Below are 11,938 nucleotides of genomic sequence, written 5' to 3'. Positions count from 1 at the left end.
CTGCTGGCTGCCCGTGCGGGGGCTGCGTCACTGGGTGTTGAGGCGGTAGCCGACCCCGCGCACCGTGGTGAGCCGGTCGGCCCCGAGCTTGGTCCTCAGGTAGCGCACGTAGACGTCGACGACGTTGGAGGAGACGTCGAAGTCGTAGCCCCAGACCCGGGACAGCAGCTGTTCCCGGGAGAGCACCTGGCCGGCGTGCTCCAGGAACTCCCGGGCCATCGCGAACTCCCGGGCGGACAGCTCGACCTCCCGGCCCGCGACGGTCGCGATCCGGGTGGTCAGGTCGAGGCTGAGGTCGCCCTGGGTGAGCACCGTCGTGGCCTCGTTCGACCCCTTGGTGCGCAGCCGGGTGCGCACCCTGGCCAGCAGTTCCTCGAACTTGAACGGCTTGGCCAGGTAGTCGTCCGCCCCACCCTCGAGCCCGGCGACGGTGTCCTCGACCGCGTCCCGGGCGGTGCACATGATGATGGGCAGTTCGTGGCCCATGCTGCGGAGCACCTTGAGCACGGTGAACCCGTCCATCCGGGGCAGGCCCACGTCCAGCACGACCAGGTCGTACTCGCCGTTGGAGGCGTACTCCAGGGCGCTCATCCCGTCCGAGACGACCGTGGTCTGGAAGCCGGCGGCGCGCAGCCCTTTCTCCATGAACCGGGCGATCCGCACTTCGTCCTCGGCGATCAGGATGCTGGCCATGGCTCCAGCATCCCAGAGTCGGGGATCCACAGGCGGAAGGTGCTCCCGCGGCCGGGCAGGGAGTCCAGGGTGACCGTCCCGCGGTGCGCGTGGGTGATGGCCACCACGATGGGCAGCCCGAGGCCGGCGCCCTCAACCCCGTGGGTGTCCTCACCGCGGCCGAACCGTTCGAAGATCCGCTCGGCCTGGTCCGGGTCGATGCCCACCCCGGTGTCCCGGACGGTGACGACCAGGTAGCGCTCGGCGGCGACTTCGACCTTCTCGCGCACCTCGGCGGTCGGGGGCGACCAGTCGAGGCCCAGCTCGATGGTGTCCTCCGGCTGGGTGAACTTGACCGCGTTGGCGGCCAGTTGGACCACGGCCTGCTGCAAGCGTTGCCGGTCGGCGACGATCACCCCGGTCGCCCCGCCCCAGGCTTCCCACTGGCGGTCGCCGAGCAGGTGCACCCGGTCCTTGAGATCCTCGGCGAGCTCGGCGACGTCGAAGGTCTGCGGGCGGATGAAGTCCGGGCGCTGCGACTTTGCCAGCAGCAGCAGGTCCTCCACCAGGCGCTTCATCCGGCCCAGCTCGTCCAGCACCAGCTCCTTGGTCTGGTCGACGTCCGTGGCGTCCCCGGCGTCCATCAGCTCCAGGTTGCCCAGGATGATGGTGAGGGGCGTGCGCAGCTCGTGCGCGGCGTCGTCCAGGAACTGCCGCTGCTCGGCGAACCCGGCCTCGAGCCGGTCCAGCATCTGGTTGAAGGTCAGCGCCAGCTGGGCGATGTCGTTGTCGGCGGAGGAGACCTCGACGCGCCGCGTCAGGTCCTCCAGGCTAATGGCCGAGGTGGCCGCGCGCAGCTGGGTCAGGGGCCGCAGCAGACGGCCGGTGACCAGGTGCCCGGCCAGCCCGGTCAGCAGGAGGGTGACCACGGAGACGATGGCGTAGGTGCCCGCCGTGTTCCAGATCGCCCGTTGCTGGACCCCGATGTCGATGACGACGGCCAGCATCCCCGGCCGCGGGTCGTCGGCCAGCCGGACGTCCGCCACGGCCATCCGCAGGCGGCGTCCCTCCAGGTCCATGTCGGTGACGACGGTCTGACCCTCGCGGAAGGCGGAGTCGGCCGCGACCTGCACCAGGGCCACCGCGTTCGGGTCCTCGAAGTCGAACCCCTCGTCACCGCCTGGCACCAGGAAGGCCCGGCCGTCCACGAACGTGATCATCGACTCGTGGTCGCCGGGGACCGAGGTGCGCATGTAGTCGTTGAACAGCTCCTCCAGGTCCTGGTACGGGCCCTGGTCCTCCGCTGGACCCTGCAGCGCCATCTGCTGCAGCTCATCCACCTCCTGCAGCAGCTCGGACTGCACCCGCTGGTTCAGCTCGGCGAAGTTCACCGTGAAGGTGACGGCGCCGGCGACCACGAGGCCGATCGCCATCACCGCGGTCATCAGGGCGACGACGCGCACCCGCACCGACCAGGGGCGTCGGGTGCGGGTCTGCGGCGGTGCGGTGGGCTCGTCCATCTGCCTGACAGGATAGGGACCGTGGAACAACTCCGGACCGCGACGGACCGTCTGACCATCACCAGCCCGCTCACGGGGCACGTCGTGGGGACCCACCCCCGGTGCACCGACGCCGAGGTGCGGGCGACCGTCGCCTCGGCCAGGGAGCTGGCGCCGTGGTGGGCCGGGCTGGGGTTCTCCGGTCGCCGGGCCGTCCTGGACCGCTGGCGGGCCGACCTCGCCGACCGGATGTCCGAACTGGCCGACGTGGTCCGCGCCGAGACGGGCAAGCCGCACGGCGACGCGATGCTGGAGATCGGGCTCGCGGTCGAGCACCTGGCGTGGGCTGCGCGCCACGCCCCGAAGGTGCTGGGCCGGCGCCGGGTGCGGTCCACCCTCCTGGCCTCCCACTTGGCCGCCACGGTCGAGTACCACCCGCTGGGCGTCGTCGGGGTGATCGGCCCGTGGAACTATCCCGTGCTGACGCCGCTGGGTTCGATCGGCTACGCCCTGGCAGCCGGCAACACCGTCGTCTTCAAACCGTCCGAGCTGACGCCCGGGACCGGGGTGTGGCTCGCCGAGAGCTTTGCCCGCGCCGCCGCCCACCCCGCGCTGCAGGTGGTCACGGGGGCGGGGGAGACCGGCGCGTCCCTGTGCCGGGCCGGCGTGGACAAGGTCGCGTTCACCGGCTCCACGGCCACCGGCACGACGGTGATGGCGGCCTGCGCCGAGACCCTCACCCCGGTAACGATCGAGGCCGGTGGCAAGGACGCGCTGCTGGTCGACGAGGACGCCGACGTCCCGGCCGCGGCACGGGCCGCGGTCTGGGGGGCGATGAGCAACGCGGGGCAGACCTGCATCGGGATCGAACGGGTCTATGCCCACACGGCGGTCTACGACGAGGTGGTCGCCGAGATCACCCGGGTGGCGTCGGAGCTGCGCGCCGGGTCCGACGACGCCGCAGACCTGGGGCCGATCACCCTCCCCGCGCAGACCCGGATCATCGGTGAGCACGTCGCCGGTGCGGTGGAGGAGGGCGCCAGGGCGGTGGTCGGGCACGCGGACCCCGTCACCCCCGCCCGCTTCGACGATGGGGTCGGCGCGGTCGTGCAGCCCGTGGTGCTCGTGGACTCCCCGCAGCAGTCCCGGATCCAGCGGGAGGAGACCTTCGGTCCGGTCCTGACCGTCGACCGGGTGGCCGACATGGACGAGGCCGTCGCGCGGGCCAACGCCACGGCATACGGGCTGGGGTCGGCGGTGTACTCGCGCCGCCGCGGGATGGAGCTGGCCTCCCGGCTGCGCACCGGGATGACCGCGGTCAACAACGTGATCGGCTTCGCCGCGATCCCCGCGCTGCCCTTCGGCGGCGTCGACGGCTCCGGCTTCGGCCGGATCCACGGCGCCGACGGACTGCGCGAGTTCTGCTACGCCAAGTCCATCGCCCGGCAGCGCTTCACCCCGCCCGTAGAGCTGACCACCTTCGGCCGCGAGAAGGTCGACCCGGTCCTGCGCCGCGCCGTCCGGCTGCTCCACGGCCGCAAGCCCTGGCAGTAGGCCACCCTCCCACCCCCCCTCGACCGGACGGGTGGTCTGGCGGTCCCACACCCCCACCGGACGCCTGATCTGGCGGTACTGACCGGGACCGGACGCGTCATCTGGCGGTCCGCCGCAGGCTGTGTGATCTACCCCACCGCCTTCATGAGAGGGCTCTCACCCTGGCCTCACCGCCTGCTCATCCGGCGGGTGTGTAGTAGTGGAACGCACCGAGGCACGGTGCCGCGCAGACGACAGGAGGTGACCGGATGTCCCGGACGACCGCCGACCCCATCCGGGTGCTGCTCTACTCCCACGACTCCGTGGGGCTCGGGCACATCCGTCGTAACCTCGCCCTGGCCCACGGCCTGGCCCGGCATCTGCCCAAGCTCACCGGCCGCGCCGTGACCGGGCTGCTGCTGACCGGCGTGGGCCACGGGGCCGACCTGAACCCCCCGGAGGGCTTCGACGTGGTCTCGCTGCCCGGCGTCCGCAAGGGCCGGGGCGGCTACCGCCCCCGCCACGTGCAGGTGCCGATGACCGACCTGATCGACGTCCGCGACCGGATGCTGCGCGCCGTGGTCCGCGGCTTCCAGCCCGACCTCGTCGTCATCGACCGGCACGCCTTCGGGGTGGACGGCGAGCTGCGGCGGGCGCTGACCGACCTGCGCAAGCACCAGCCGGACACCACCGTCGTGCTGGGGCTGCGGGAGGTGCTCGACGACCCCGCCTCGGTCGCGCGGGAGTGGGACGCGCTGGGTGACCTGGCGCAGGTCCGCGAGATCTTCGACGAGATCTGGGTCTACGGCGACCGGAAGGTGCACGATGTGTGCGCCACCGGGGAGGTCCCGTCGGAGCTGCATGACCTGGTGCGTTACACCGGCTACCTGGCCACCGGACGGCACTGGGTCCCGGAGGCCGAGCCCACCCCGCAGCCCTACCTGCTCACCATGGTCGGCGGGGGGAGCGACGGGATGGCGCTGTGCCGGACCGCCGCCGCCGCGCCGGTGCCCGCCGGCTACCGCCACGTCGTCGTGACCGGCCCGCAGATGGCCGAGTCCGCGCGGCGCGAGATCGAGCGGTCCGCGGGGCCCCGTACCCGCGTGGTCGCCTCCGTCCCCGACGGCCTGGCCACGATCCGTGGCGCCTCCGCCGTCATCTCCATGGCCGGTTACAACACGGTCTGCGAGGTGATGAGCACCCGCACCCCGGCGCTCCTGGTGCCCCGTGAGCTGCCCCGGCAGGAGCAGCTGATCCGGGCCCGGTCGCTGGACAGCGCCGGCGCCGCCGACCTCATCCGCCAGGACGACCTCACCCCGGGGCGGCTCGGGGAGTGGATCGCCACGGCGGTCCGACGCCAGCAGCCCCGCACGGGGATCAACCTGCGAGGCCTGGCAGGAGTCGCCCGACGGGCGGCCCACCTGACCACCGCCCCCACCACAACGAAGGAGTACTCCGGTGCTGCCGGCTGACCGTTCCGCCCGCGTGGGCTACGTCCTCAAGGTCTACCCGCGATTCTCCGAGACCTTTGTGGTCACCGAGATCCTGGCCCGCGAGGCCGCCGGGGAGGACCTGGCGATCTTCGCCCTGCGCCCCACCACGGACGCCCGGTTCCACCCCGAGATCGCGCGGGTGCAGGCACCGGTGCACCACCTGCCCAAGCCGGTGAAGCTCTCCGAGTCGTGGGGCCTGCTCGGGGCGGCCCGCGAGGTGCTGCCGGACTTCGACGAGCGCTTCGCCGCCCAGTTGCCGTTCCTCACCGCGGTGGACGCGACCGAGGCCGTGCAGGGCATCGAGCTGGCGATGCGGGCGCACCAGGAGGGGATCACCCACCTGCACGCCCACTTCGCCTCGATGGCCGCCCGGGTGGCCCGGGTGGCGGCGGGCCTGCTCGGCATCGGCTACTCGGTCACCACGCATGCCAAGGACCTCTTCCACGAGGGCGTCGACCCCGCCCTCCTGCGCCGGGTGCTGGGCGAGGCCGACCACGTGGTCGCGATCAGCGAGTACAACCTGGACTTCATCCGCACCCACTACCCCGAGGCCGCGGACCACACGGTGTTGATCCGCAACGGTCTGGAGCTCACCCGGTTCCCGTATGCCGATCCGGCTCCCCTCGGGGGGCCGCTGAAGGTCCTCGCCGTGGGCCGCCTGGTCGAGAAGAAGGGCTTCGACCAGTTGGTGCGGGCCGCCGCGGAGCTGTCCGCGGAGGGCACCGAGCTGGACGTGCGCATCGCCGGGGACGGTGAGCTGCGCGAGGAGCTGGCGCGACAGATCGAGGCAGCCGGCGTCGCCGCGTCGGTCTCGCTGCTCGGCCCCCGCAGCCAGTCCGAGGTCCGTGACCTGCTCGGGTGGGCCGACGTGATGGCCGCGCCCTGCGTGGTGGGTGCCGACGGCAACGCCGACGGGCTGCCGACCGTGCTGCTCGAGGCGATGGCCAGTGGCCTGCCGGTCATCGGCACCGACGTCACCGGCATCCCCGAGGCGGTCCGCAACGGCGAGGGCGCCGACCCCGGCACGGGCCTGCTGTTGCCCGCCGGTGACCAAGCGGCGCTGGTTGCTGCACTGCGCCGGGTCGCCGACCCTGCCTTCCCCCGGGTCGAGGTGGCGCGCGCCGCCCGGGCCCTCATCGAGGAGCGGTTCGATGCCGCCCGCCAGTCCCGCCTCCTGGGCGGCCACCAGCAGCGCCCGGCGTTGTTGGCCGGTTGAGAGGAGAGAACCCATGACGAACCCAGTGATGTCGACCCACCCCGCCCGCGTGGCCTACCTGAGCGGCGACCCCGGTGTGCCCGTCTTCGGCAGCAAGGGCGCCTCGGTGCACGTGCAGGAGATCGTGCGTGCCTTCCGCGCCCGGGGAGCCGAGGTGGGGCTGTATGCCGTCCGCACCGGTGACCTGGTGCCGCCGGACCTGGCGGACGTCCCCGTCCACCACGTCCCCGTGCACGGCGGCAGCAAGGACCTGGACCCGCTCGCCCGCACCGCGGCCCGCGAGCAGGACCAGGCCACAGCCGCCGGTCAGCTCGCCGCCCGCGCCGTCGCCGACGGCGCCGACCTGGTCTACGAGCGGTACTCCCTGTTCTCCACCGCACTCGCCCAGGTGACCGCCGAGCTGGGGATCCCCGGGATCCTGGAGGTCAACGCCCCCCTCATCGAGGAGCAGGCCACCCACCGGCACCTGGTCGACGAGGCCGGCGCGCGGCATACGCTCCGCGTCCAGGTGGCCGCGGCCGCCGTCGTCGCCTGCGTGTCCCAGCCGGTCGCGGACTGGGTCCTGGAGCAGTGTCCCGAGGCGGCCGGGCGCGTCGTCGTCACCCCCAACGGGGTGAACACCGACCGGATCGTGCCGGACCCGGAGAGGGCTCACGAAGCCGGGGTGCCGACCGTGCTGTTCGTCGGCACGCTCAAGCCGTGGCACGGCGTGGAGGTGCTCCTCGACGCGGCCGCCCTGGCCGCCCGACCCTGGCGGGTCCGGGTCGTCGGTGACGGTCCGCAGGGGCCGGCGCTGGCGGAGCAGGCGGAGCGGCTCGGTCTCGACGTCGACTTCCGCGGTGCCGTCGCGCCGCACGAGGTGCCGGCCGCGCTGGGCGGTGCCTCGATCGCGGTCGCGCCCTACCCCCAGGACGTCGGGGCCTCCGGCCAGTACTTCTCCCCCCTGAAGGTCTACGAGTACGCCGCGGCCGGCCTGCCGGTCGTCGCCTCGCGCGTCGGGCAGGTGCCCGCCGTCGTGCGGCACGGCCACACCGGGCTGCTGGTGCCGCCCTCCGACCCGGCGGCGCTCGCGAGGGCCGTCGACTACCTGGTGGCCGACCCGGCCCGCGGGCTCGCCATGGGCCGCGCCGGTCGGGAGCTCATGGTGCGCGAGCACTCCTGGGGTGCCGTGCTGGACCGCATCCTCGCCCCGCTGAGCCTCCCGCGGGAGCGCGCGGGACAGGAGGTGCCGGCGTGAGCACCAAGTCCCAGCCCCTCACCGTGAACCGGTCGGCGATGCGCCGCACCCTCGGCCTGGTCCGGCCGCACCTGCGCCCGCAGGCTCCGCTGCTGGCTGCCGGCGGGTTCGCCCTGCTCCTCGAGGTCGTCTTCCGGGTGCTCGAGCCCTGGCCGGTGAAGTTCGTGGTCGACGCCGTCACCCGGTCCCTGGGGGCCGACCTGGCCGACCCCGGCCCGCAGGCCAGCGTGCAGCTGCTGCTGGCGTGTGCCCTCGCCACGATCTCGATCGTGGGCATGCGGGCCCTGTGCAACTACCTGGCCACCGTCGCGTTCGCCCTCGGGGGCTCCCGGATCGCGATCCAGATCCGCCAGCGGGTCTTCGGCCACGTCAACCGGCTCTCCAAGCGGTACCACTCCACGGCCCGCTCCGGTGACCTGGTGCAGCGCATGATCGGCGACGTCGGCCGCCTCCAGGAGGTGGCGGTCAGCGCCGGGATGCCGCTGGTCGTCAACGTGTTCACGCTGTTCGCCATGCTCGGGGTCATGCTGTGGCTGGACCCGATGCTGGCCCTGGTGGTGGTGCTGGCCGGACTGACCTTCGCCCTGATGTCGCGCACCAGCACCCGCAAGATCACCAGCGCCTCGCGCAAGACGCGCAAGAGCGAGGGCGACCTGGCCAACATCGCCCAGGAGACCCTCGGCGGCATCACCGTCGTGCAGGCCTACGGGCTGGAGCCCGCCCTGGAGAAGCAGTTCAGCGGTCGCAACAACCGGTCCCTGAAGGACGGTGTCCAGGCTCGGCGGCTCGCCGCGGCCCTGGAGCGCCGCACCGACGTGCTCGTCGGGGTCGCCACCGCGGCCGTGCTGCTGCTGGGTGGCTCCCGCGTGATGAACGGTGCGATGACCCCGGGCGACCTGGTGATCTTCCTGACCTACCTCAAGACCGCGATGAAGCCGCTGCGCGACCTGGCCAAGTACACCGGCCGGATCGCCCGCGCCGCCGCCTCCGGCGAGCGGGTCGCCGACCTGCTCGACGAGCGTCCCGAGATCACCTCCCCCGGTGAGCCCTGGCGGCTGCAGCAGGTGCGTGGGGCCGTCGACCTGGACCACGTGCACGCCGACTACGGCGACGGGGTCCCGGTGCTGCGCAGCATCGACCTGCACATCCCGCCCGGCCAGCGGGTTGCCCTCGTCGGCCCCTCGGGCGCCGGCAAGTCGACGATCACCTCCCTGCTGCTGCGGATGATGGACGTCTCCCAGGGGGCCGTACGGATCGACGGGATCGACGTCCGCCGGCTGGACCTGTCCGAGCTGCGCTCCCAGGTCGCCGTGGTGCTGCAGGAGTCGGTGCTGTTCACCGGCACCATCGCCGACAACATCCGGTACGGCTGGCTCGAGGCCACCGACGACCAGGTGCAGTGGGCCGCCCGGATGGCCCGCGCGGACGAGTTCATCCAGCGTCTGCCGGACGGCTACGACACCGAGGTCGGCGAGCGGGGCTCCACCCTCTCCGGCGGCCAGCGCCAGCGGATCGCCATCGCCCGGGCGCTGCTGCGCGACGCGGCCGTGGTCATCCTCGACGAGGCCACCTCCGGCCTGGACGCCGAGAACGCCTCGGCCGTCCGGGACGCAATCGAGGACCTCACCCGCGGACGCACCACGATCGTGGTGACGCACGACGAGGAGACGGCCCGGGCCTGCGACCGGATCGTGTGGATCGAGCAGGGCCGGGTCCGCTGGGACGGGCCCGCCGACGGCGAGCTGCCCTCCGGTGCGGCGTTCAGCGAGGCCGGCGCCAGCCCGGTGCGCGACCGTGAGGCGGTGCGGACATGAGCGCCGCCCCGACCACGCCGCCCGTGGCGACCGCCGCCACCGGCCGCGAGACCGCCGACCTGCTCATCGACGCCGCCCGGCTCTCCTCCCTGGTCGGATCGCAGGTCCGCGCCGCCCGGTTGCGGCACAAGTCGGGACTGTCCACGGTGGGGGCCCTGCTCCCGGCCGGCCCGCAGGTCGGGTCCCCGCACCCGGAGGCGCCGGGCTGGGTGCAGGCCACCCGGCCGGAGCACCTGGACAAGCTGCGCAACGCCCTGCGCCGGTCCGCCGACCGGGGCCAGCACATCCACGTCGCCCGGGTCCCCGACACCGCCGGCGAACTGCACCTGGCCCACGGCGACCTGGACACCGACCCCCGGCTGCAGCGCGGCCTCGATGCCGTGCGCACGGCATACCCCTCCGTGCGGCAGGCGGTGGCCGGCGGCCGCCTCACGGTGCTGCGCTACAACCCGCAGCGGCGGCTGGTGCTGCGCCGGGACACCCCCGGTCAGCCACCGACGGTGGTCCGGGTGACCGCAGACAAGCAGTACGACCTGGCCCGGACCCTGGCCGCCGTCGCCGCGGCCGGCGTCCCCATCGTGGAACCGGCCGGGACCGGCCTGGCGCCACGGACCCGGCGGGTGAGCGTGTGGCCCTGGTATGGCATCGGGCACCTGGGTGCGCCAGGCTGCCACCCGTCCACGCAGCGCGACGCGGCCGCGGAGGCCGGCGTGGCCCTCGCGACACTGCACCGCGCGAGCGGTCTGACGGAGGGCACCCAGGCTGCCCTGGGGGCAGAGGCCGGCACGGCAGCTGACACCCGTGCGGCCCTGGGCCCCCTGGTCGCCGACCTGACCCTGCTGGACCCGGATGCCGGGCAGCGGATGGGGGTCTTGGCCGAGTGGGTGGCGGACCAACTCAAGCGCACCGACCACCCGACCGGACCCGTGCACGGGGACTTCTCCGCCGACCAGGTGCTGGTCGGCGGGCCGGAGGAGTCCGGCGTGCGCCTGATCGACCTCGATCGTGCTGGGGTAGGTCCGCTCGCCGCCGACCTGGGCAGCTTCGCGGCGGTGGAGTTCCTGGAGGCTGCCGGCCTGGTGCCGGTGCAGGAGCTGCCGCTCACGGCGTCGCTGGTCGCGGGCTACCGCGGCGCCGGGGGCGCCCTGCCGGACTCCCCGGTGCTGCGGGCCTGGACCGCCCGGGCCCTGCTGGCGCGGGTCCTCGAGCCGTTCCGTGACGCCGACCCCGACTGGCTCCCGGGTGTGCACCACCGACTGGACCAGGTGGAGGGGGTGCTGGACCGATGACCGGGACACCCGAGGCCCTCGGCCGGGACGCCGGGGCTGCCGGCCGGGACACCGACGTGGCCATGCTGCGGGGCCCCGTCCCGGCGGCCGTGCGGTGCGGCGAGGACTTCCTCACGGTGGCCCGGGCCTGGCCGCTCGACCGGCGCTCCACCGACGGGGAGCACCCGCTCATCGTCGAGGGCCCCGACACCCTCGGCAGGGTCCGGGCTGCCCGGCTGCACCTGCGCCCCCACGAGGACCTCGGCTGGTCGGTGACCAGGGCCGAGCTCACCCGACCCGGGGTCGACCGCAAGCTCCCCGGGCTGCGCGCCGCGAGCGAGGGGGGCACGGTCGTCGTGCACCGCTTCGGCAAGCGGGCCGTGGTCCGGCACCCCGACCGGTTCGTCAAGGTGGTGCGCCCGGGTCGTGGCCGGGGCGTCGCCGAGCTGGCCGCTCGGGGGCACGCCCTGGCGGGCGCGGCAGGATTCGTCGCGCCCGAGGTCCTCGGGGCCGGGGACGACCACGCCGAGTTCACCGTGCTGCCCGGAGCCAGCCTGCACGAGCTGGGAGCGGTCACCGATCTGGCCATCTGGCGGGACTGGTGGGCGGGGTGGGCCCGACGCTGGCCGTCCCTGGTCGCCGGTGACCGTGCCGGTCTGCCCGAGCACACGGCATACGAGGAAGTCGTCAACCTGCGACGGTGGACCTCGCGGGTGGACCGATTCGCCGCACTGCCGGCCGAACTCGCCGCAGCGTTCGAGGAGCGCGTCGACGAGGTCACCACCGCCCTCACGACCGGGACGCCGCAGCCGTTGGTGGTCAGCCACCGCGACCTGCACGACAAGCAGGTCCTCGCCGACGGCCGGACCCTGGGGTTGCTCGACTTCGACACCGCCGCGCTCGCCGAGCCGGCTCTGGACCTGGCGAACCTGCTGGTGCACGTCCGGCTGCGGCAGGACCAGGGCCTCTGGTCGGCCGACCACGCGGCCGTCGCCGAGTCGGCCGTGACGCGCGTGGTGGGCGCCCTCGGCGTCGACCACGACCGTCTGGCGGTGTATGCCGAGGCCACGCGGCTGCGGCTGGCCTGCCTCTATGCCTTCCGACCCCGCCACCGGGACCTCGCCCTGGCCTGGGCGGGCGCCAAGATGAGAGATCTCTCATCTTTGTCTCATCGGTCTACAACCTGAGCGGGAGAGAGTGGGACAC

9 protein-coding genes are annotated in these 11,938 nt (G+C 73.6%); 7 read left to right on the top strand and 2 right to left on the bottom strand.

Annotated features, from left to right (window positions below; all coding sequences use genetic code 11):
- Positions 1 to 27: 27 nt before the first annotated feature.
- Both AC1QRC_RS01690 and AC1QRC_RS01685 read right to left on the bottom strand, forming a co-directional pair.
- A complete protein-coding gene (locus AC1QRC_RS01690) occupies positions 28 to 693 on the bottom strand; it encodes a response regulator transcription factor (protein WP_484205137.1) in 666 nt (221 codons plus the stop codon).
- Positions 678 to 2,192 (bottom strand): sensor histidine kinase, encoded by a 1,515-nt coding sequence (locus AC1QRC_RS01685; protein ID WP_484205136.1) that lies wholly within the window; start codon positions 2,190 to 2,192, stop codon positions 678 to 680. Before AC1QRC_RS01685 ends, AC1QRC_RS01690 begins: the two co-directional genes overlap by 16 nt.
- 21 nt (positions 2,193 to 2,213) lie before the next feature.
- Between AC1QRC_RS01685 and AC1QRC_RS01680 the strand changes: the two genes are divergently transcribed.
- The 7 genes from AC1QRC_RS01680 to AC1QRC_RS01650 all read left to right on the top strand — a co-directional run bounded on the left by AC1QRC_RS01680 (position 2,214) and on the right by AC1QRC_RS01650 (position 11,919).
- Complete coding sequence (locus tag AC1QRC_RS01680; RefSeq protein WP_484205135.1) at positions 2,214 to 3,725, top strand: aldehyde dehydrogenase family protein; 1,512 nt, start codon at positions 2,214 to 2,216, stop codon at positions 3,723 to 3,725.
- Between the two features lie 248 nt (positions 3,726 to 3,973).
- Positions 3,974 to 5,176: a glycosyltransferase family protein gene (locus AC1QRC_RS01675; RefSeq protein WP_484205134.1), complete on the top strand. Its 1,203-nt coding sequence runs from the start codon at positions 3,974 to 3,976 to the stop codon at positions 5,174 to 5,176.
- The gene (locus AC1QRC_RS01670; RefSeq protein WP_484205133.1) at positions 5,163 to 6,413 is read left to right on the top strand and encodes a glycosyltransferase family 4 protein; all 1,251 of its coding nucleotides are present in this window, start codon (positions 5,163 to 5,165) and stop codon (positions 6,411 to 6,413) included. The genes AC1QRC_RS01675 and AC1QRC_RS01670 overlap by 14 nt, the downstream gene beginning before the upstream one ends.
- Positions 6,414 to 6,426: 13 nt before the next feature.
- Positions 6,427 to 7,650 carry a glycosyltransferase family 4 protein gene (locus AC1QRC_RS01665; RefSeq protein WP_484205132.1) on the top strand — a complete coding sequence of 408 codons (1,224 nt, stop codon included), beginning with the start codon at positions 6,427 to 6,429 and terminating at the stop codon, positions 7,648 to 7,650.
- Entirely contained in the window at positions 7,647 to 9,464 is a 1,818-nt protein-coding gene (locus tag AC1QRC_RS01660) for an ABC transporter ATP-binding protein (protein WP_484205131.1), read from the top strand. The genes AC1QRC_RS01665 and AC1QRC_RS01660 overlap by 4 nt, the downstream gene beginning before the upstream one ends.
- Positions 9,461 to 10,753: a phosphotransferase family protein gene (locus AC1QRC_RS01655; RefSeq protein WP_484205130.1), complete on the top strand. Its 1,293-nt coding sequence runs from the start codon at positions 9,461 to 9,463 to the stop codon at positions 10,751 to 10,753. Before AC1QRC_RS01660 ends, AC1QRC_RS01655 begins: the two co-directional genes overlap by 4 nt.
- Positions 10,750 to 11,919 (top strand): phosphotransferase, encoded by a 1,170-nt coding sequence (locus AC1QRC_RS01650; protein ID WP_484205129.1) that lies wholly within the window; start codon positions 10,750 to 10,752, stop codon positions 11,917 to 11,919. The genes AC1QRC_RS01655 and AC1QRC_RS01650 overlap by 4 nt, the downstream gene beginning before the upstream one ends.
- Positions 11,920 to 11,938: the final 19 nt, after the last annotated feature.

This window comes from Ornithinicoccus sp. (assembly GCF_057176825.1).
Note: the sequence above shows the minus strand (reverse complement) of the source record. Positions and strands in the feature narration are given on the sequence as shown.